This window comes from Flammeovirga sp. AWQ4_249, from assembly GCF_056161045.1.
The window spans coordinates 273,021-296,371 of record NZ_JBSWYJ010000002.1; the positions used below are offsets into that span (position 1 = coordinate 273,021).

The following is a 23,351-nucleotide window of genomic DNA, read 5'->3' on the forward strand; positions in this document are numbered from 1 at the left end:
ATTTTATTTACTGACCGTAAAGTTTTCTTTCTGTTCTTCCTTGATATTTACCTCCAAATGCATACGAGAATGAGAATCTATAAATAGGTCTTTCTTGCAAGAAATAAGTCTCCTCTTGGAAGCCCTTTCCATATACCGTATTTGTGATACCTGAATTGATAATATCATCCACTTTAAACGATACACTTCCTTTCTTTTTTAAGACTGACTTTTTCACTGCAAGATTCAAACCGTAAGTAGGTTGCATAATGTTTTGTGCATCATATTGCTGCCCTGCATATCTTCCCATCACTTGAATACTGAAGTCTTTTGGTAAGGTAAATTGAGTATTTAACTTTGCACTCCAATTAATGGGTTTTGCTTCATCAGGAATTTTAAAATCTTCATTTTCATCCTGAATCTGTAAGTAATATAAATTAACATTAGCATCTACTGACCACCAATCTGTAATAGCATAATTAGCCGAAATAGAAGCACCTGCTGTAATTGATGTTCCTATATTATCATACGTATAAATTGTTACGTCCTGTTCTTTATCATACTCTGATACTGTACGTACAATGTCTGTACTATGTCTAACATAAATACTTGAATTCAACCCTAATTTGTTCTTATTGAAATTATGATCCATACTGATTGAATTTGTATATGAAGGCTGTAAATCTGGATTACCTACGGTTACTGTAGATGAATTAGATTGTGTCACCATAGGTACCGTATATAATATCTCTGGACGGTTTACTCTTCGGCTATAACTTAAACCAATGGTTTGAAAATCATTCAATTTTTGTTTTAAATGAACTGTTGGAAATAAGCTTTGGTAGTCAATAGTGTATGTTGTATCTGCTTTGCTATCTTGCCTTAAAGTACCATTAATATTTGCACTTTCTGCTCTTAATCCCAGCTTCATTGAAAAGTTCCCAAATGTTCGAGAATACGAACCATATAGGGCATTAATCATCTGAGAATAATTATAGTTATAAGCCTCTGTATTTCCTCCATAAGTATTGCTCAAATCAATATCCGCATGGATATATTCATTTCTATACCCAACCTCGTAAGAAGAATGTTCATCTATGGTATGAGAGTAATCTATTTTTCCTGAGAAATAATGCCAATATGAATCGTAAAGGTTATTCGTTGTCGTTTCACCAGCATCATCTATAATAGAATAATTAGGCATTTCAGAGTCAATATTTCCATAAAATAAATCCGTCTCTAATACCCCTTTTTTAAACTCTTTACGATGGTTTAAGCTAAAGTTATTTCCGTAAGATTCATTGTAATTACCACTTCTTTCATTCTGAGTATTAGTGATTACATCATTGAGACTATAATTATTCTTAAAATAATTCTCAGTACCACCTTGATAGGTCCACTTTTCATAATAAAAAGTAATTGTATTTGTAGAATCTAAGAAATAATCTGTTCCTATTTTCTGAGTTGCATACATGCCATCATTAATCGACTCTCCTTCCTGATCAAATGACGGAATAGTAGGGTCATCATATGTTCGTTTACGACTCTGTTGATTGTCAAATTTATTACTGCTGTATGTCGTTTGTGAGAAGATATTGAATTTATTAAAACGATAATTCAATCCTAAATAACCTGTATATTTCTCATTTGTTCCTAACGCCAAATTAACATTACCATTAAACCCTTGAAGTTCATTTTTCTTTGTAATGACATTAATGATCCCTGATAATCCATCTGGATCATATTTAGCAGAAGGGTTGGTGATGATTTCAATTTTATCAATTGAGCTGGCAGGTAAAGATTGGAATAACAGAGATGGGTCGATCTGTGTAGGTTTACCATCAATTAGTATTCTAACATTACTTTCCCCTCTAAGACTGATTTGTCCGTTTGTTCCAATGCCCACTTCAGGTACCGTTTGTAAAACATCAGTGACCGAATTTCCATCAGCAATTAAAGCATCACTCACATTGACCACATTCTTGTCAATACTTCTTGTGATATTTAGCTTTTGGCTTTTTACAACCACTTCATCCAATTGTTCCACATTCTGAGCAATTAGAATTTTACCTAATTCGATGGTTGAGTTGTTGACATTGACTTCTATATTTTTGGTGGTATAACCTACAAATTGAACTTGTAAATCATAAATTCCATAGTCCACATCTTTGATAATAAATTTTCCGTTATCATCTGTTAGACCACCGCCAGCAATACTGTTGTCTGTTTTTTTTATGATAGAAACGGTGGCATACCCCACTGCTTCATTAAGGTCTTGATCTATAATAATTCCCTTTACAGTTCCTTTTTTAGAAGGTATATTTTCTGCATATACGCTAAATGTAAAAGCTGTTTGTAAAGCTATAATGATTGATAAAAGGTAGAATCGCATGGATAATATCTTGAGTGTTTAAGTAATAGCCGCAAGGTACGATTGCACAATGTTATATCAAAAATCATTTAATATCAATAACTTATATTAATAAAATAGCCACTCTACATTGTAATAGAATGGCTAGATCATATATAAAAAGGGATACATTAATTTAATAATTCTGCTATCTCACTTTCCTTTATTTTATATTTCATTAGTTTGATGCTCCCCTCACTGATAAACAAACCACTGCCTACATATTTCTTAGCAAAGGCGGCATTGTATAAACTTTGAGCACCTCTTTTCGAAGACATAAAGAATAAGTTTCTGATAGGTCTCAACCAGAATGACATTCCGCCACCGGCTGTCATTTTTGTTTTTATGAGATAGCCTCTTTTTTATAATTATAGAAGATTTCTAATCTTTTAAGACCTTAAAACTATGTTGACCCTTTTCAGAATTAATAGCTATTAGATAAAAACCTTTATTAAAGCCTTCTAATCCAATAGATACCTGATTCTTTTTTATAAAGCTATCATGTACTACTTTTCTATTATCTAAAGTGTATACCATTATCTCACCAGTAATTATTTCATTAAATTTGATATTTAATGTGTTACTAACTGGGTTAGGATAATAGTTTATGTCATCTAAAATAGAACTATTAATACTGGTAGGACTATTTATTGTAAAATGTAATACTTGATCAATTAATTCATTAGATGCAAGATCTATTACTTTAAAAATTAATGAATCTATTAAATTGTCTGTACCGTCATGTTCATATCGGATTTTGTTATCAATTAATTGTTGTTGCGTAAAAGAAGTAATATTTGTTCCTTCATTATCTACATTTTCTATATGTCCATAATTTGGAGGTGTAGTGATTTCAAATCTCAACAAATGATTTTCACTTTCTGTATCATTGGCATTTAATATACTATTGGTGATTATTGCTGATTCGTTAAAATTCACGATTACATCATTATTAGATATGATTGAAGGTAAATCATCATCAATAGGATTAATATTAAAGTATAATACATATCGAGTAGATTCCATGTATGCATCCTCTACTTCAGAATATTGATCTCCATTTAAGGTACTTTTATCTAAAACATGAAAAACTATCGAGTCAAGTTCTGAATTACTACCATCATGAACATATCGAATTAAATCAAGTTGAAGGTCCGATTGGTGAAAACTTAAATAAGGTCTAAATCCTTCATTAATTCGCTCATTATTAATTTTTTCAGATCTAACTTGAAGATATATAAGCTCTCCATGTTCCGGAGGAGTCATTACCCAATACAATAATGCATTGTTATTATTATCTGGGTCGTCAGCATCAATATATGTATTATTTAAAGTTATTGATGCTCCTTCATCTATAGTAACTGTTTCATTGGTTGTCACTATTGGGAGATCATTTATAGGATTTATTTGAATATTAAAAGATTGGTTGGCTAACGTATTCGATGCAGTATCTGAGACATTAAAAATAATTGAATCACTTATTGCTGTATCATCATTATTAATGTAATACAAGTTTCCATCCTCTAAATTTTGTTGAGTAAAACTCGAAATACTCGCACTTAGGTCATTAGCAAGAGCAAAGTACCCGTTTTCCGGTGAAGTAGTAATAGTATAAGTTAATAAAGTACTGTCGGTATCTGAATCAGAATATGACAGATGAGAAGTGGTAATGTTTATTGTATCATTTTCATTGATTGTTACACCTGTATTTATGGATGGAGTTGGAGTATCATCATCAATAGGATTAATATTAACAGAGAATACACTAAACGAATAATTACCATACGTGTTTTCCAAATAATCAGAATCGTTGCTCATCATAGAATCAAAGAAAACTTCGATATTAATATTATCTATAATGGTAAAATATATTGAATCAGTTGCTGTATTACTATGGTCATGAATGTATCGTATTTTACCCTCTTTAATCCAACTTAAGTAAAAAAATGGAATTGGGGATGTTTCATTAAAACCGGGACCAGCATTAAGAGTTTGATTATTAAATTCGTTCATATCTTCATAAACAAACTTACCATTGTCTGTTCCTATCATAGAAAAGAAAAATAAAGAATCATTATTATAGTCTGCATCACTAAAATTTAATATATCAGTAGTGATGAGAATAGTATCCCCTTCATCTATAGTGATTGTTTCATTGGTTGTCACTATTGGGAGATCATTTATAGGATTTATTTGAATATTAAAAGATTGGTTGGCTAACGTATTCGATGCAGTATCTGAGACATTAAAAATAATTGAATCACTTATTGCTGTATCATCATTATTAATGTAATACAAGTTTCCATCCTCTAAATTTTGTTGAGTAAAACTCGAAATACTCGCACTTAGGTCGTTAGCAAGAGCAAAGTACCCGTTTTCCGGTGAAGTAGTAATAGTATAAGTTAATAAAGTACTGTCGGTATCTGAATCAGAATATGACAGATGTGATGTGGTGATGTTTATTGTATCATTTTCATTGATTGTAACTCCTGTATTTATGGATGGAGTTGGAGTATCATCATCAACAGGATTAATATTAACAGAGAATACACTAAACGAATAATTACCATACGTGTTTTCCAAATAATCAGAATCGCTCATCATAGAATCAAAGAGAACTTCGATATTAATATTATCTATAATGGTAAAATATATTGAATCAGTTGCTGTATTACTATGGTCATGAATGTATCGTATTTTACCCTCTTTAATCCAACTTAAGTAAAAAAATGGAATTGGGGATGTTTCATTAAAACCGGGACCAGCATTAAGAGTTTGATTATTAAATTCGTTCATATCTTCATAAACAAACTTACCATTGTCTGTTCCTATCATAGAAAAGAAAAATAAAGAATCATTATTATAGTCTGCATCACTAAAATTTAATATATCAGTAGTGATGAGAATAGTATCCCCTTCATCTATAGTGATTGTTTCATTGGTTGTCACTATTGGGTGATCATTGACGGGATTTATTTGAATATTAAAAGATTGGTTGGCTAATGTATTCGATGCAGTATCTGAGACATTAAAAATAATTGAATCACTTATTGCTGTATCATCATTATTAATGTAATACAAGTTTCCATCCTCTAAATTTTGTTGAGTAAAACTCGAAATACTCGCACTTAGGTCATTAGCAAGAGCAAAGTATCCGTTTTCCGGTGAAGTAGTAATAGTATAAGTTAATAAAGTACTGTCGGTATCTGAATCAGAATATGACAGATGTGATGTGGTGATGTTTATTGTATCATTTTCATTGATTGTAACACCTGTATTTATGGATGGAGTAGGAGTATCATCATCAATAGGATTAATATTAACAGAGAATACACTAAACGAATAATTACCATACGTGTTTTCCAAATAATCAGAATCGTCGCTCATCATAGAATCAAAGAAAACTTCGATATTAATATTATCTATAATGGTAAATTCTATTGAATCAGTTATTGTATTACTATGATCATGAATGTATCGTATTTTACCCTCTTTAATCCAACTTAAGTAAAAAAATGGAATTGGGGATGTTTCATTTAAAGGAATACCAGTATTTAGGGTTTGATTATTATATTCTTCTAGATCTTCATAGACAAATTTACCATTGTCTGTTCCTATCATAGAAAAGAAAAATAAAGAATCATTATTATAATCTGCATCACTAAAATTTAATATATCAGTAGTAATGAGAATAGTGTCCCCTTCATCTATAGTGACTGTTTCATTGGTTGTCACTATTGGGAGATCATTTACTAGATTTACTTCGATATTGAAAGATTGATTTGCTAATGTATTGGATGCGGTATCTGAGACATTAAAAATAATGGAATCACTAATTGCTGCATCATCATTATTGATGTAATACAAGTTTCCGTCTATTAAATTTTGTTGGGTAAAACTTGAAATACTTGCACTTAGGTCATTAGCAAGAGCAAAGTATCCGTTTTCCGGTGAAGTAGTAATTGTATAAGTTAATAAAGTACTGTCGGTATCTGAATCAGAATATGACAGATGTGATGTGGTGATGTTTATTGTATCATTTTCATTGATTGTTACGCCTGTATTTATGGATGGAGTTGGAGAATCATCATCAACAGGATTAATATTAATTTTTACATAAATAAGAGAATTAAAATCATGAAATGCTCTAGTTCTTTCCAACTTAACAGAGTCTGGATCTGAAAGGGTTCCTGCTGTATGATCGTATGGAGCAATAGCTACTGAATCTACTGTAGTATTACTTCCATTGTGTATGTATTTAAATTGGTTATTTAAAACATCATTGTAAGGAACATGCATAATACCAGGATTGGGAACTGAATAAGTAATTTGGCCATGACTAGCGAAAGGTGAATAAAAAGTAATTGAATCATCAGGTGAATCAAAATCACTTACGTTGAAGTGAGTTGTAGAAAGAATTACTGAATCACCTTCATTGATTGTTATTTCTGATATAATATTTACAATTGGATTATGATAAATTTTAATAACAAAATCAAGAGAATCTGATGTATTTCCATTTTCATCTGTAATTGTAAATTGGAACTCTTCAGTCTCACTTTTTATGGTGTCTGTGATGTAAATTATTTTATTTTCATCTAGTTGTTGTTGAGTGAAACTTTGAATTGATGTTGAAGCATCATCCACATTAACGAAGTGACCATAGGATAGATTACTTACTAAATTGTAAGTTATTAGAGAATCAGCAGAAGCGGTATCTGTTGCTTGGAGCCAACCATGATATTTTGATTCACTACCATAAACAACATAAAGTGTGTCGTTCGTTTTTATTGTTGGTGGTGTGTTGTCAGCTGTGATTATAGAAAAGTCATTTGATAAAGAACCACTCGTAAGATCATATTCTTCAGTATCACTACCTAACCAGTTCGATGTGGTATGAATTCTTATCATCCAATCAGTTTTTGAAGCTGCTGTAGTTGGACCGTCATATATATAATTGTCTTTCTCATCTGGAATATCATTTTTTAAGGGACCTACTGTTAACATCCCATTACCATTAGCAAAACTTGCTGATCCTGTACCATCATATGTAGTTAATATATAATTTAACGGAATGGGAAACTGAGATGTAGCAGAAGTATGATTACCTTGAGAAAGCCATCCATAACTACTTGGAGTTGAATTATCAGCATTGAATGCATAAATTAACCCACCTTCAATGTTTCCATTAGTGGTATTTAATTTTTGCATTGTTCCGTTATATGAATTATTATTTGTTTGGTATATGAATAATTGGTCTCCTGCTAAAAGATTCATATCAGATGATCCATTTGAATGTGTTATTGTTCCATGGTTTGTATCTATCAGGGTTAATGAAGTTGTAGAAGCATTAGTAAACCGAATAATTGTACCTGCATTAATTTTTGTTGAGCCAATAGTCCATTTAAAAACATCTTCACTGCCATCAAATGTAAAACCGTTTGTATCAAAACCTTCATCAGTTATAAAAATGACAGAATTTGCAGGTATATCAGCTAATGCAGCTAAGGCAAAACCATCATCTCCATCAGTATTTCTTCCAATAACAATTAAATCTGATGCTTTTAAAGTGGGTTGGGCGATCGTATCAAAGTTCTGATATAAACAGAAACAGATCAGAATAAAAATTCGAGTAGTAATGAGTTTCATAATTAGGTTTTTAAATTGAACATTTTGAAGCAAAAGCTCAATTGTTAATATAGTTTTGATTCCTTGGGTATGTTAATAAGAGTGTTAATAGATGTATGTAATTAATAATCGGATTATGTATTTTATTTATTGGTATAATGAGATTTTTTAGATAATAAAGGTATGTGAAATTAGATTTTTTGATGATTATACAAATATAAATAAAAAATCACAATGAACTGTTAAATCATTGACAATTAAGTTTTTATGTAATATCTTTCAAGTTATTGACCAAAAAGAATACTTAATACATTTTCTTATTGTCTAACGATCCAATGCTTCATTTTTAATTAATCCAATAATTGTTCATGCTTTGAATTCAAATAAAATATTAGAAAGTTCAGAAGTTATTAAAGAAATTACTAACAAAAAAAGACCATCTAAATAGTTTCTTATAACTAACTAAACGGTCGAATAATGAGTTTTTAATATAATAGAAGACAATAACTTTCAAAATCATTTAATATTAATATAATAGCCACTCTACATTGTAATAGAATGGCTATTTCATATATATAAAAAGGGATACATTAATTTAATAATTCTGCTATCTCACCCTCACTAATTTCATATTTCATTGGTTTGATGCTCCCTTCACTGATAAACAGACCACTGCCTACATATTTCTTAGCAAAGGCGGCATTGTATAAACTTTGAGCACCTCTTTTTGGAGACATAAAGAATAAGTTTCTGATAGGTCTCAACCAGAAAGGCATTCCATCACCGGCTGTCATTTTTGTTTTTATAGCACCTGGGTTAACACTTACGAAGCGTACATTCTCCCATGCTTTATCCAAATGATTCATCAATAAAACTAGCATCAATTTAGAGTCCATGTATGAACCCGTTAATTTCACAAACTTCTCTGGCTTTTTGAAAGCAGGAATATCAATCTCTTTTTTATTATTTAATCCGCCAGTTGCAGTATTCACCACAAATGGTTTTTCTGCTTTATCCAATGAAGGTTTTAATGCTTTAGTTAAAAGGTAAGGGCTAATTCCATTCACTTCTAACTGTAACTCATTATCGTATTTTGAAAGGTATAATTGATCTAATAACAAACCAGCATTATTAAAAATACCATCTAAATGATCCCATTGATCATTAATCTCTGTAGCCACTTTATCAATCTCATTTCTATCACTTAAATCAGCAATAAAGATCTCTATCTTATCAGTACTATTGAAGAGTTTTTGAGCTTCTGCTTTTCTTTGCTCACTTCTAACAATAATCCCTACTTTATTTCCTTCAGCTAATAACTTCTTTGTTAACTCTAATCCCATTCCTGAGTGACCGCCTGTAACGATAATGTTCATATCTTTTGTGTTTTTAAGTTTTGATAATGATACAAATATCAGGGACTCAAAAAGGAAAAGCATTAATCTAGATTAAGAGTTTAATTTTTTTCGATGTTCTGACTTCACTTTGCTTAATGCTTCAGGGGTGACACCTAAAAAGGAGGCGATCATTCTTTGAGGTACTCTTTGGACAATGTTGGGGTAAGTAGTGATAAATTGTTCGTAACGTTCGTAAGCAGTATAAGACATAAGTGATATTATTCTTTTTTGCATCATAAGTATCCTTTTTAGCAATTGACCTATTTCAATACCATCCTTAGAGGGATCTTTATCCAAGACCAATACTTCAGAATTTTCTAAGGCATCAATGTATAACTCACAGGGTTCTTCTGGCACTTCACTATCTGCTATGTTCCAATTTTCTGGTGCAAACATAAAAATATGTTCCTTCCCTTTTTCATCAATCACATAACTTCTAAGTAAGCCTGAAATCACTTTATATACTTTCGTATTCCGCTCACCTTTTCTTTGTATGATCTGTCCTTTTGTAACCTGTATTGTTTTCATCAAATGATGTGTTTTACCAAATGTGACCTATAAAACAAATAAGTTAAATGTATTCACTCAAATAAAAAAAGTACCCAATCGATTTCCGAAGAAATTAATTGAGCACTTTTAAACAATTATGAAATTTATAAGATTTTTTCCTTAAAACTATAGCCATTCGGCCTTATCGGCTCCTCTATAGCTTATTCCTTGTTCCCACTGATCTTCAGTGCTACTGTATTTTACTGCTGAAGCTGGACGAATCATTGTTCCTAAATTTCCCTCGATTTTCATTTTCTTGATTTCCACTTTAGGAAGGTCTTCAGGAGTTTTATCAAAAGTGCCTAAATCCATTGCCCACATTGCCGTTTTGGCCAGTGATACTTCCACCATGTACGATCCTCCTTCTGTAGCTCTTCTTTTTAGAGCTTCTAATACTGCAGGAACAGCAATTAATCCTGTCATATTATCACATAAGAAATCGCCAACTGGAAATTTTGGCTCTTCGACTGTACCTTCTAAAGCGGCAACGCCTGTCATTGGAATGGCTAATGGGTCAAAGCATCCTCTATCCGTCCAAGGCATTCCATCATAAGAAATGCCATGTACTTTTACATATATCAAGCCTTTGTGGTTTTTTGTTAAAACTTCAGGGGTGAAATTTTCTTGTGCTGTTTTCCCTGTCGTTCTATAATTCTCCACAAAAACATCCGCTTCTTTCGCTAGGGCATGAAAAGTCGCTTTATCTTCCTCTTTTGATAAATCAATTGAAGCTTGTCTTACGCCTTGAGCACATTGAAGGTAGACACTTTGATGCCAATATTCCATAGGGTCTGTTACTTGTAAACTATCCGCACCCTGCCCTGCTAAAGATCTTGCGATGATAGGCCCTGCGATCTCATGTGTATCTCCTAACACTTTGATACCACTAAGCGGACGTTTAGGATTTTCTGACCAAGCAATTGGTTCACCTTCTGCGATTTTTGTGATTTTGGCTACAGGTTGCTCCATCAGTGCTTTCCCTGCATCGGTAGCATACCATTCTTCTTTCGTACGCACATAACTACCCACTAATCCCACTTTATTACATGCTTCTTGTAAATCTTCAGCATTCCATTTTTTTATGGCTTCGGCAACAGCTTCATGTGTGGCTAGCACTCCCAAAAACTCACTCCATTTTCTTTCCATATTGGGGTAAAAACCAACGGGAACAAAAAGTTTATGGTCTTTGGTAGGAAAAAACTGTAACACATAAGGAGTCTTGTATTTTCCTGGTACTAAGGCAAATCTTGTGTGATAGGGTTCTCCATTTAATGTACTGTAAGGGATATCTGCCACCATGTGTGCGGCTTGTTCAATATCTACTTCTACATTTTGAGTTTCTCCTGTTCGTATTTTCCATATATCTGCCACTTGTGCTGCTGTAGCTGCTGCAGGAATTCCATAAATAGAACCAAATCTTAATTTTGTTGGGAGAACTGGATCTTGCCCTTTAAATTCTAAAGTCGTTAAACCTGAGTTCGTGGATGCTATACCTATATCTTCGCAAAAAGAAGCATAGGATTTTTGAAGATTGAAAGATTGCATGTTAGTAAGCTTATTTTAAAATTGGATAATTATTTTGTTGGAGTAATCTCACCTGGCTTCCATGTGTGATCAAACCAAGGTTTTAGCGGTCCGTATAAACGTAGGATAGTGAACCATCCTTTTCCTGGAACTGTTTGAATCCAATTGGATTCCATTCCTTTTGGTGCTTTAGGACCAAAGTATAAAGTGTAAGAACCATCTTCGTTTTGCTTCAATGGAGAACGTTGGCTATTAATACTTGGAAATTCTTGCCCTGTTTGTAACTCTGATCTTGTTTGTGGGTCATAAACACATACTGACCAGAAGTTTTTAGCAGGCACATTTGCTGGTAGTGTTAACGTATAGTTTTTTCCTCCATCAAAGTATTTGTTGTTCTTATCTTTACTTGCTATAGCATATTGAGAACCTATTCCTTCTAATTTCCAAGTCATCGCAGGAGTATTTACTGTAGCAATGTAGAAGAAACGAGAACGTGCATCAAGGTTACGACCTCCATTACCGTTGTCTTTTAACCATTGATAATTTCCACCTATAAATCCTTTTTCCCAATTCGAATTTTCATACACTTTTGCTTCTTTATCTCTTGAGCTAAAAGCTAAGGCACGTGCTGTTCCATTGGCTACTTTTACAGCATCAGTCAAAATTTCTTTTTTGTGTGCATCAGGAGCAAACGCTTTCCCTTTTTCAATACCAATACTTGAGAAAATCCCTCTTAATTCAGGATCTAACATAGAGACAGGTTCTCTCTGAATTACAGCATTCAACTCTTCATAAAAATGGTAATCGTTAGCATGAATGGTATTAAATTTCTTGTCAGACATATTGATGAACTCCATTTCTGGAGATACGTCTTTTTTACCTAATGGGTAAACTTTTAATCCATTTTTAAACATATCTCTAGAATAATCAGGCTTTCCATCTACTAAAAAACCTCTAAGAATTACCCAGTTTACATAACTTCTGGACTTCGCCACATAATAACCTTCAGAAGGAACATCTCCTTTATAATCTGGAGGTAGAATCAGGTATTTTCCACCTTTTCCTCTATCAGGGCCGGGCATTCCCAAGTCAATTACATAACGGAAAAAGGCATCATCGACGGTACCGGGGCCACAGCCTGCAGGTACTTCGATGACTATAGGTCCATCTTTCTTTAAATCTAAAAAGACAGAGGCATAAACCGTACTTGTATTTCCTGTTAAGAAGAAAGCATCCGAACCCATCATATCTTCGAAGATGCCCACTTTATAATAATCGTCAGATCCAACACTGGCAACGCCCCTTCTAAATGTTTCTAGAGAAGCGGCAGGGATACCGTTTAAGAAAGTCTCCACCCCTCTTAGATGATCTAAATTGTCATACAATTTTTGAACAGTTGCATCAGAGGGCATTCCATCATGGTACTCTAATTCTCCAATACTTGTAGAAACCTTATTAGGTGTCAAAATATCTTCAGGAACCTTAGTATTATATTTTGAAGAGATTTCTTTAAAATCATCTTGTGTATTTGTAGTGTTTTTCTTTTCATCACAACCCATAAAAAAACTGGATACTAGTAATGATGAGATTAATATTTGTGTGCGTTTCATACTATTTTTTTTAAATGTCATGGTTAATCAAACGATCGTTTTTGGGAAAGTACTTTTCATATTCTTATGAAAAATTTATACATTTTGCTGTGATGAAATTTATAAAATAAAAAACCTCACAACAGTATGATTACTGAGGTGAAGCATGATATATTTATAACATTTTAAATCATTATTTGGTTTGTTTTTGGAATTCTTTTGGGGTTATTCCATAAGCTCTTTTAAAAGAAGTAGTAAAATGACTACTACTAGAAAATTCCATATCTATTGCAATTCTTGATAAAGATTTATCACCTTTTAATATTCTCTTTTTTGCTTCTGCTAATTTTACTCCCAAAATATATTGATACATAGATATGCCGAATGCCTTACTGAAATTAGCTCTTAGATGACTTTTACTAATCCCACATTCTCTTGATAGAAATTCAATACTTACACCTACTCCATTTTTTTCATTAATAATATTCCTTGCTAAAAAAACACCTTGCACATTTAAAGTTGATTTTCCTTCATCTTTAACTTTTGCCTTTAATGACATTTGTTCAAATAGAAGATGAAACAGATAAGAACCACAAGAGTAAATTAGTTCTCGATGATAAGGAGAATCTTGAATTTCTAATATACGATAGTAAGTCCCTTTCATAATATGACTCATCTCTTCAAAGACAAGGAATGGATGATCTATAGGGAAAGCAGATTTCAGATGTTCACTTCTTTCTACCATCTTATCAAAGTAATTTTTCTGAACTCTTAATGTCACAAGTCTTGTACTTTGTTTTGCTGGTAACCGCCAAGGTAAATTGGTCTTATCATTACCAATCAAAGCACCTTCTTTCAACTTTATGTTTTCTTTGGCTTCAAAAAATATAGCACAAGTATCTGCTAACATTATAGTCACATATTGATCATCATCTTCATAACGTAAAGCTTGACCAATTACTTCTTGTTTTAAAGTGATAAAAGTTCTAAAAAGTTGTAGTTTTTCGGTCAGTTGAAAGCTATCGATACGGCCATTACCAATATCATTATCAAACGTCAATTGATCGTTGTGAATCTTTCCTTTAAAGTATTTATTCCAATGCTCTAAAACATCTGTGATCATAATATATTTTGTTTGTAATGAATATACATATTCTGTCAAAAAAAAGATTGTACTATCCAAAAAAGAAAAAAGAAGTCCAAAAAAATCTAAACTTATTAATAGAAGTATCCTCGTTTATCTAGTCAAAAAATGAAACGAAGTAAACACTATCAAAAATTCTTTTCCCATCAAAAGACCGTTATAGAGAATAGTTAGGAAACACAAAATAACAAACTCATGAAAAAATTCAGTACACTTATCCTTCTCATCGGATTGTCAATAACTGCCGCATTTGCACAGAATACAGCTCCAGCTCCTACTCCAGAAGATAGAGCTACTTTTCTAACAGATCAAATGAAAGATGTATTGAAACTTTCTGATGATCAAATTCCTGCTGTACAAGCTATCAATTTAGAGAACGCTCAAAAAATTGAAAAAATTTCAAAAGCTTCTTCAATGAGTGGATTGGCAAAATTGAATAAAATAAATGCTATTGAAGATGCGAAGGAGAACGAATTAAAAGGTGTATTGACAAAAAAACAGTTTAAGTCTTACCTTAAATTAAAAGAGAAAATAAAAGCACAATTGAGACAGGAAATGTTTGGTGCTTAAAAAATATAAATTGATTAGGATAATATATATGGTTAAACCTGTCTATCAAGAGGCTCAAGTTTTATAACTTGAGTCTTTTTTCATTTTAGAAAAAAAGGAACAATTCTGAAATCATTTATGTTATTGATCAATAAGAATTTTAATATTCTAAATTTTAAAAATTCACAAAATAAAACTATGCACTCGGTTGCGATGTTTTTTTTGATTTTAACAATTCATAATCCACATTATTTATCCTGCAATTCAATTAACTTTAACCTGTTACAATTTCACTAATTACATGAAAATGAATAAGTACATTTTTCTATTCCTATTTTTGATTCTATCCAACTTCAGTTTTGGACAATCATTTACTGGTCAGCAAGTCAACCAAGGCTATGCAATTTTCAGTGATGAAGTTTCCTTTATTTTTGATGAAAACATATATGACAAACATCCAAATAAAGTGGTGGTTACTGGCTCATTTAGAGGTTGGGACAGCGATATGGATAATCAAGATTGGCAACTTAAAAAAGTAGGTAGCCAATGGATACTAACTTTCAATAACAAAGATTTTAAAGTGATTTCTCCTCAATCTGAATTTAAGTTCAGAATTGATGATGGAGAATGGTTAGCTCCTGCTTCTGTTGCTCCTAATGAAAAAGGAGGAAATCTAATCTTCATGCAAGATGCAGTTTTACCTGGTCTAAAAGCTGAGCTCAAAAACAGTAATTTAGTCTGGGCAAATATTGTAGGTGAAAGACCTCTAGATCCAAATGCATACATCATCACATCAGCAGCTGGAGATACTATTAAGGTAAAAGGAGTAATGCCGAATGAAGCCACTTCAACTTTGATTGTCCCTGCCACTCCTTTGGACAAAAAACGAGTGTATTACTTACATATTCCGTCCCAAGAATTAACAGCATTATGTTCATACGATGGATGGTTTAGAGAAACATATTCTACAAAAGAATTAGGTGCTAATGTAGATGAAGGTAAAACTTCCGTTCGTTTATTTGCACCAAGAGCTACAGGTGTAAAATTATATTTATATAAAGGAAAAGATGATAAAGAAGCATATCAAATCATTGATATGAAAGAAGATACGGATGGTGTTTGGGAAGCATTTTTTGAGGAGGATCTTCATGGTGTTTGGTACGATTTCACAATCCATGGTCATCAAGATCCTGGGAATTTATTTTTCGAAACTACAAAAGCTCACGTTACAGATCCTTATGCTCGTGTGAGTGATGATACTTGGGGTAAAGCTAGAATATGGCATAGAACAACACCAGCTTCTCCATTAGAAAATGGTATTCCTGCAATGGAAGATGTGATCGCTTATGAGGTACATGTTCAAGATTTCACAGATCAACTTCCAGTAGATAAAAATATTAAAGGGCGTTTTCCTGCTGTAACGAAGTCAGGTTTAAAGAATAAAAAAGGACAAAAGATTGGTTTCGACTATCTTGTAGATTTGGGAATTAATGTCGTGCACCTCATGCCTGTACAAGAGTATGTCCACTACCCTACTGATGATTGGAAAGCATCTTTTGAAAATGATGAATACATGATTTCTCAAGGTGTAAGTGAAGAAAATTACCAATGGGGTTACAGAACTTCACATGCAATGGCAGTGGAAACACGTTACCGTTCACTGGATAAAGAAGCAGGTGAAGAACGAAATGAATTCAGAGATCTAGTACAAGCATTTCACGACAAAGGCATTGCAGTCATCATCGATATTGTACCGAATCATACTGCCGAAAATATGGATGGAAATGCATGGATTTTTAACTTCAATGGAATCGACAAACAATACTACTATAGAACTAGAGATCTAGAACATATTGGTGATTACGGAAATGAAGTCAAAACAGAAAACCGTCCAATGACACAAAGGTGGTTGATCGATCAATGTCAATATTATATCAAAGAATTTGGTATCGATGGTTTCAGAATTGACTTGGCAGGACAAGTAGATCAGCAAACTCTCATCGCTTTAAAAGAAACAATAGGTCAAGATAAAATTGTTTATGGTGAACCTTGGATCGGGTCTAATGATCCAGAGTTTGAAGCTAATCCATCTTGGGATTGGTACAAAGAAGATTCTCCTATTACTTTCTTCCAAGATGATTCTAGGAGTGCATACAAAGGACCCGTTTTTAAACTTACAGATCCATTGACTGACCGTGGTTGGGCTGGTGGAAAAGCGACCGATAGAACTGCAGTAATGCATGGGTTGGAAAATTCTAATAAAGAGGATAAAACACCAAACTCAGGAATCACATATCTTGACATCCACGACAACTTTACATTATCGGATCAATTTGGTGGTGAAAAATTTGATGGACGAACAAGTGTTGATCAAGATAATTATAAAATTGCTGTCACGCTTTTATATACTTCACTGGGACCAATTGTGACCAATGGAGGTTCAGAAATTATGCGTTCTAAAGCTGATGCTCCTTTGAAAGAGGTTGTAAAAGTGACCAAGAAAGGATATAAAGTTTATATGCATGGCTACCGTGACACCTACAATCACCGTTTTGCAAATCAGTACAAATGGGACAACGTTGGTCAAACACCAAAAGATGGAAATACCAATGATTACAAAAATATGTATGCCTTCTGGAAAGGAATGAATGAGTTTAGACTTTCGGAATATGGTGAAGTTTTTAGAAGAGCAGAAAAAGCTCCTGAAGGCTATTATCAGTTCATAACTCCTGAGGATGAGCATCAACTAGGTTATATTGTAGACCAAAAGGTATTTGTATTATTGAACACAGGAGAGACTGAAGCGACTTTCAAAAATATTCAACTGCCTGAAGGAGATTGGAAATTAATCGCTAATAATAATGCTGTAAACGTTCACAAAGGTGTCAAAGACATTAAAGCAATAAAGAAATTAAAAGGAGGACAAAGCACTGATATTAAAGTACCTGCAGTCTCACTTAAAATTTGGATTAAACAATAGTTTAATTTTGCATTACAAAAAGCCTCTTTATTTATATAAATAGAGAGGCTTTTTTATTGATAAATATCTTAATAACAACATTTTACAAACAGGAAATTAGTTGTTTTTTTGTTAATGAAAATATAAAGAATATCTTTGATGTATTAACAACTGGAATGTTACAGACAACTAAATGCGTTTTTCCCTCACTATACTATTTCTAATACTCTTCCAAAACATAACTACTGGTCAAGAAACTTTTCTAATTTCAAATGAGAATAACCTTGATCAACATGTAGAAGTAATCAGTCAAGGTACCTATGACTTGAATGTATATCAACACCCCGAACATTATAAGTGGGAGAAATTACCCAAATCTACCTATAGTTTGGCTCCATTTTCTAAACCTCATTGGTATAGATTTCGTGTGAAATCTTTTCAATCTATCCATAAATTACTTATCTACAAATATGAGATGATCCCTGAGTTAGATGTTTTTATTCATTCTACGAAAACCAATCAATTCAAAATTTATCATTTAGGAACAGAAGCTTATAAAGGAAAAAAAAGAAAATCAATAAATTTAAGATTTCAACCTGGAGAGATTAAAACTGTTTACTTTCGTGTCTATGGTAAAATGGTTCTTCATTATCATCCAATCCAGCAATTATTTCAGAACATGAATATTTTGATTTATTGAAGCAGAACACTACTTTGATGTTAATCTGTAGAACACTTTGTCTCTTTTTTATTATCGCCTCATTAGTTCTATACTTTACCTTAAAAGACAAAACCTACCTCTCTCATATATTTTTACTCATTGGTATTATTCTTTTTGCAGACGCTGAATCAGGTGGGTTATTAGGCTATTTTTATTATGATAAAAATGAAATTGGATATATTTTACGCATTTTTGGCAATCATATTTTCGTCTTCTCAATATATTATTTCTACAAGGGTATATTGTCTCAAAAAGGGAAAAAAATTGCTTATGATTTTATCATCATTAATACCTTTCTAGTCATTCAAGAAGTTTTAATGTTGGTATATGAACCTTATCGATTACATTGGGGAGGTATTATCGTCTTTACGATGCTCATTAGTTACTATATTAGTATGAAGATTTTTTTCATTTTTGTGAAAGCATATAAAGAAAAACACTTCTTATGTATCCAATCTATTCTAAACTTCTTAGCAATAATTTCACTTGCTTTTATTTTTATCACTGCCCCTCATATTGGTCTTACAAAAAGATCTATTTTTTCACCATTTTTCATTTATGTAGCAGGAGTTTTAGGATCGTTATTTATTTACTATTTATTAGGTTTAAAGTATCAAAAAACCTTTGCTGAAAATCAAAGATTAATTGAACAAGAAAAACAATTTCAAAAAGAATATTTAGAGGCTATTATTCAAAGTCAAGAGCAAGAAAGAATCAAAATAAAAACGGAGATTGAAAATAAGATAAGTAATGATTTAGGTTACATTAATAATGTAATACAACAATCAGAACCCCACTTACAGGAAGTAGTTCAAGATACAATAAATAAAGTTAGCTTAATCAATCAATCACTGGAAAAGGATATAGAAAAAGATACTGATTTAATGCTTAACTTAAATGAACTTGCGCTTCAGTTTACCTCTCAACACATTCATTTTAAATGCATGTCAACTTCAAATATAGTTGCCGTAAAAAATGAATACAAGCAACATATTTATCTAATTATTCAAGAACTATTTGTCAATGCTACCAAACATAGTAAAGCAAAACATGTCTTTTTATCCATAGAAAAAGAGAACGAAACCCTTCAAATTACATATTCCGATGATGGATGTGGCTTGCCAAAGAAACGGGTTAAAAGTGGAATCGGAATGAAAAATATTCAACAAAGAGTCAACTTAATGATAGGTAAAATAGAAATCATTAATTGTGCTGGTTTAACTATTAAAATAAATATTCCAAACGAGTAGAAACAATCATGAAAACTAGCATTACACTATTCCTTCTCTTCATTACATGTACATTTACTATTGGACAACAAAAACATTTTGTTGATAAAATATATGATAAAAAAATAGATCAGTTCTATGAAAAAGTCGATGGTAATTATACAATAAATCAGCTTATTAATGACTCTCAAATTGAATGGAAAAAAGAACAACAACAGTTTTTAAATATCGAGACAATATAATTTCATTTACTCATCATAATTTTCCGCCTCTTTTAGTATATTTTGAATCATATCTGAAGGACCTTCAGGAAACCATGTTTTTACTAAAAAATCTGGAGCTTTTGCAATAGGTACCATACTAACATCCATAGAAAGTTGAGTTGTTCCATCTTGCAATTCGATTAATTTATAGGTTAAATTATAATCCTTCATTCTCTTGACATCTCCTGCTTCATAAAGGTGGGGTGTAGATTTTCCTATAAGTTCAAAGGTATTTTCAGAACGTACTTCCTTCATGGTAACAATCAAATCGTTATTGGGCATTGGAAAAGGAGCATCTATATAATAATAAACCAACCATTCTCCATTAGGAAGATCTTTCAGCTTTTTACTTTCATCTGTATCATCACTAAACGCTTTATGATAATTAGCATCACGAAGTACAGCCAGTAATTTCTCCAGATGTATTGATGTAACTGTGGATACTTTATACTCTATAAATTGTTTTTTTTCACCTTCGTGTAATTTTGTAACCACTCTACTTAAAACAGTAATTTTACCATTTTCAGTGGTTTCTGTTTTCCATTCTTTTTGAGCGAAAACAGCATTACAAAAGAAGTATAATGATATTAAAAAAAAGAATTTAATGGTCTTCATATTGGTCATTTATAGGATAACAGTTAGGTTATTACGAATATACTAAATATAATCTTCCATTACATGAATATCTGATATTATAAAAAGTAAAAACTCCTCTCGATAACAACCGAGAGGAGTAACATCAAACTTTAAATTTTCAAACAATTATATTCTGTAATTATTTTGAAACCTTTTTCACACCTGGCATTACCCATGTTCTGTTTAATACCGTTTCTTTTGGCCAGTACATTCTAAAAGTCAATTCGAATTCTTCACCAGCTTGTGTTGTTGGTAACCAGTTCGCTTCATGACCTTTTGGTGCTTTAGCCTGGATATAGATATCTAATGAACCGTCTTCATTATACACTAAATCCTTTTTATTACTTAGGTTATATCTGTCGATTTCATTATCGATCAAGAAACCTTTTTTATCATATGCTGTGATCGACCAGAAACCTCTTACTGGAGGTAATTTATCTGCATCGAAGTGTAAAACATAGTTGTTAGAACCATTGTAGTTTTGACCCTCTACGTCTACTGCTGAGTTAGGATAAATAGCATCTTTTGCTTGGTTAGCACCAAAACCTACTTTTGTTACATAAGCTCTTAAAGCATAATCAATACCGTATTCGCCTAAACCTTTTGTAACTACAAACCAACCGTTTTGCACTAAGCTTAAGTCAGGTTTTGCTGTTTGAGCAGCAAACATTTTTTGAACCTGTGCTGGAATATTTTTGATAGCTGCTTGCTCTTCATCAGAGAAAGTCGAAAGATCAAATTTACCACCTGGTCTGATACCTACTTGTCTCAATTGTTGCATAAATAATGCATCATCTTTTTGAGGAGGGTTAGCGACCATTAATGTCATCATGTTGTTGAAGTAATCTTCTGCCGACATATCGTCCACTTTATCCATTGGTACGATATTGTTTTTCTTTGTGAAAGTCCCTTTTGGTGCTACATAATTTTTGTTTTTGTACTCACCTAAAGGTCTCACAACGATTTTGTCATGGAAGTTTTTTACTTCGTCTTTTCCATCTTCATCATCGTTTACTTGTACTCTACCTAAAAGCCAGTTCATATTTGTATTCGAACGAATCACTGTCATGTCTTTTGGCAAAATATCATTGTAGTTTGGTCCTACTAATGCAATATCAATTGCACCTTGTCCTGTAGTTCTAGAACCTAACGATTCAATCACATCTCCATAGGCATTAAGGATTGGAATTAAGTAATAACGTTCCGTAGCTGGGATGTGAATATATAATGGATTGTTTTCAAGATCAGCGTATACCAAATTGTAGTAAGTATCTACATTTGGTCTAACGACTGCTGTAAAACCTGCTTTAGGAAATGGGTAAAGTGCTGCTAGTTGATTTTTTGGAGAACGTCCTTTTACGGCATCAGGTAACTCTGTGTTTGTAGATACATCAAAGGTGTACTTCATTGTTAGCAAAGGATAACCATACACATACGCTTGTGTTAAAAGTTTTACCTTTTGCTGACTGTTAAGTCCTTGTTGTGCATATGAGTTTTGAAACATCATTGCGGCGATTAAAGTAAGTATAAAAGAAATTTTTTTCATTGTCATTATTACTTATAGTTTCATTGAAATCTCTAAATCGACTATTTTTTAATATAAGTTTAAGTAATCAAACGATATCTAATGAGAAAAAAACAACAGATTATTTCAAAAAATCAGCAGATTATATCATAACTGAATTTTTTTATCGTTTCAAAAGTTCTTTCTGAAACTGTTTTGGGGTAATGCCATATTCTTTCTTAAAAGTAGCAGCAAAATGACTCATTGTAGAAAAACCTAATTCAATAGAAACCTGACTCACTGACTTGTCTTTTTGTTTCAACATTTCCTTAGCATGAATCATCCGTTGTTTTTGTTGAAATTTATAAATTGTAATATCAAATATATTTTTAAATTGAAGACGGAGGTTACTTTCACTCATTCCACATTCTTTTGCCAAATTTGTTATTTCTAAAGGTTTAAAACTGTCCTGAATTAATTTTCTAGCCCTTGTAACTCCTCTAAAATTAATGGGTAGATTATCTTCTTTTCCATTGTCCCTTTCTGATATCTTTTCAATTAATAAATGGAATAAATAAAACGTACAGCCAAATAATAATTCTTTCTGAAAGAATACACTTTTGATATCAAGAAGTCGATAAAATACACCTTTCATATCCATACTCATCTCCTCATATATTGTAAACTTATCGCCATTAGAAAAGATAGATTTTAAATAATCTGATCGATTGACAAGTTCATTAAAATAAGAATAATGAATACGAAGAAGTATCAATTCTACTTTCTTTTTGGAAGGTATCGCCCACTGTACGCCTTCTTTTTCGTTAGACAAAATAGCTCCATCTAAGTTTGCTGATATTACTCCATCAAAAAAAATACAAGACGCATCACCAAAAATAACGGACAAATACTCATCTTCATCTTCTAAAAGATACGGTTTGCCACTAATACTTTTTTTAAGAGTGCAATTAATGCGAATCAATTGAGATTTTGGGGTAAGAACATGTGTATCGATCCATCCTTTTCCTACTTTATTTTCAAAAGTAAGTTTACCTTGAGAAATTTTCCCACCGATTGGGATATTCCAATAATTGAGCAGTTTAACTAACATTGTAAATCAGATCATGTATTATTATAAGATAATACATATTCCCTAATTAGATCCTCTTAACTTAGAATTGTTCTACAATTGCTTTCGATAGGATAAAGTATTTATTTATTTGAATAAGTTAAAACATGAAAATGCAACAAGTCCTTCATTTCATAGTAA

Annotated in this window: 16 protein-coding genes; 5 read left to right on the forward strand and 11 right to left on the reverse strand. The window is 32.2% G+C overall.

The annotated features are described in order from the left end of the window. Nucleotides 1-7 precede the first annotated feature (7 nt). The 8 genes from ACXAHM_RS03075 to ACXAHM_RS03110 form a co-directional block, all read right to left on the reverse strand. Complete coding sequence (locus ACXAHM_RS03075; RefSeq protein WP_474958926.1) at nucleotides 8-2,371, reverse strand: TonB-dependent receptor; 2,364 nt, start codon at nucleotides 2,369-2,371, stop codon at nucleotides 8-10. A 149-nt stretch (nucleotides 2,372-2,520) separates the two neighbouring features. Continuing rightward, nucleotides 2,521-2,724 (reverse strand): hypothetical protein, encoded by a 204-nt coding sequence (locus tag ACXAHM_RS03080; protein ID WP_474958927.1) that lies wholly within the window; start codon nucleotides 2,722-2,724, stop codon nucleotides 2,521-2,523. Nucleotides 2,725-2,770: 46 nt separating this feature from the next. After that, the gene (locus ACXAHM_RS03085; protein ID WP_474958928.1) at nucleotides 2,771-8,038 is read right to left on the reverse strand and encodes a cadherin-like domain-containing protein; all 5,268 of its coding nucleotides are present in this window, start codon (nucleotides 8,036-8,038) and stop codon (nucleotides 2,771-2,773) included. Between the two features lie 569 nt (nucleotides 8,039-8,607). Then, the gene (locus tag ACXAHM_RS03090; protein ID WP_474958929.1) at nucleotides 8,608-9,393 is read right to left on the reverse strand and encodes an SDR family NAD(P)-dependent oxidoreductase; all 786 of its coding nucleotides are present in this window, start codon (nucleotides 9,391-9,393) and stop codon (nucleotides 8,608-8,610) included. A 72-nt stretch (nucleotides 9,394-9,465) separates the two neighbouring features. Beyond that, a complete protein-coding gene (locus ACXAHM_RS03095; protein ID WP_474958930.1) occupies nucleotides 9,466-9,942 on the reverse strand; it encodes a Crp/Fnr family transcriptional regulator in 477 nt (158 codons plus the stop codon). 147 nt (nucleotides 9,943-10,089) lie between these two features. Continuing rightward, nucleotides 10,090-11,508 (reverse strand): CoA transferase, encoded by a 1,419-nt coding sequence (locus ACXAHM_RS03100; protein WP_474958931.1) that lies wholly within the window; start codon nucleotides 11,506-11,508, stop codon nucleotides 10,090-10,092. A gap of 29 nt (nucleotides 11,509-11,537) precedes the next feature. Next, a complete protein-coding gene (locus ACXAHM_RS03105) occupies nucleotides 11,538-13,097 on the reverse strand; it encodes a DUF1254 domain-containing protein (protein ID WP_474958932.1) in 1,560 nt (519 codons plus the stop codon). Between the two features lie 172 nt (nucleotides 13,098-13,269). Then, the gene (locus tag ACXAHM_RS03110) at nucleotides 13,270-14,199 is read right to left on the reverse strand and encodes a helix-turn-helix domain-containing protein (protein ID WP_474958933.1); all 930 of its coding nucleotides are present in this window, start codon (nucleotides 14,197-14,199) and stop codon (nucleotides 13,270-13,272) included. A gap of 216 nt (nucleotides 14,200-14,415) precedes the next feature. Here ACXAHM_RS03110 and ACXAHM_RS03115 point away from each other — a divergent pair, with 216 nt between their 5' ends. From ACXAHM_RS03115 to ACXAHM_RS03135, 5 genes are all read left to right on the forward strand, one after another. After that, the gene (locus ACXAHM_RS03115; protein WP_474958934.1) at nucleotides 14,416-14,790 is read left to right on the forward strand and encodes a hypothetical protein; all 375 of its coding nucleotides are present in this window, start codon (nucleotides 14,416-14,418) and stop codon (nucleotides 14,788-14,790) included. 286 nt (nucleotides 14,791-15,076) lie between these two features. After that, the gene (locus ACXAHM_RS03120; RefSeq protein WP_474958935.1) at nucleotides 15,077-17,749 is read left to right on the forward strand and encodes an alpha-amylase family glycosyl hydrolase; all 2,673 of its coding nucleotides are present in this window, start codon (nucleotides 15,077-15,079) and stop codon (nucleotides 17,747-17,749) included. Nucleotides 17,750-17,921: 172 nt separating this feature from the next. Continuing rightward, the gene (locus ACXAHM_RS03125; RefSeq protein ID WP_474958936.1) at nucleotides 17,922-18,428 is read left to right on the forward strand and encodes a 7TM-DISM domain-containing protein; all 507 of its coding nucleotides are present in this window, start codon (nucleotides 17,922-17,924) and stop codon (nucleotides 18,426-18,428) included. Nucleotides 18,429-18,691: 263 nt separating this feature from the next. Continuing rightward, the gene (locus ACXAHM_RS03130) at nucleotides 18,692-19,699 is read left to right on the forward strand and encodes a sensor histidine kinase (RefSeq protein ID WP_474958937.1); all 1,008 of its coding nucleotides are present in this window, start codon (nucleotides 18,692-18,694) and stop codon (nucleotides 19,697-19,699) included. Between the two features lie 8 nt (nucleotides 19,700-19,707). Next, on the forward strand, nucleotides 19,708-19,920 hold the full coding sequence (locus tag ACXAHM_RS03135; protein WP_474958938.1) for a hypothetical protein: 213 nt from the start codon (nucleotides 19,708-19,710) through the stop codon (nucleotides 19,918-19,920). A gap of 6 nt (nucleotides 19,921-19,926) precedes the next feature. Here ACXAHM_RS03135 and ACXAHM_RS03140 read toward each other — a convergent pair whose 3' ends face one another. The 3 genes from ACXAHM_RS03140 to ACXAHM_RS03150 form a co-directional block, all read right to left on the reverse strand. Next, entirely contained in the window at nucleotides 19,927-20,556 is a 630-nt protein-coding gene (locus tag ACXAHM_RS03140) for an SRPBCC family protein (RefSeq protein ID WP_474958939.1), read from the reverse strand. A 160-nt stretch (nucleotides 20,557-20,716) separates the two neighbouring features. Then, entirely contained in the window at nucleotides 20,717-22,123 is a 1,407-nt protein-coding gene (locus ACXAHM_RS03145) for a DUF1254 domain-containing protein (RefSeq protein ID WP_474958940.1), read from the reverse strand. A gap of 142 nt (nucleotides 22,124-22,265) precedes the next feature. Continuing rightward, nucleotides 22,266-23,192, reverse strand: a complete 927-nt coding sequence (locus tag ACXAHM_RS03150) for a helix-turn-helix domain-containing protein (protein ID WP_474958941.1) — start codon at nucleotides 23,190-23,192, stop codon at nucleotides 22,266-22,268. Between the last annotated feature and the right edge of the window lie 159 nt (nucleotides 23,193-23,351).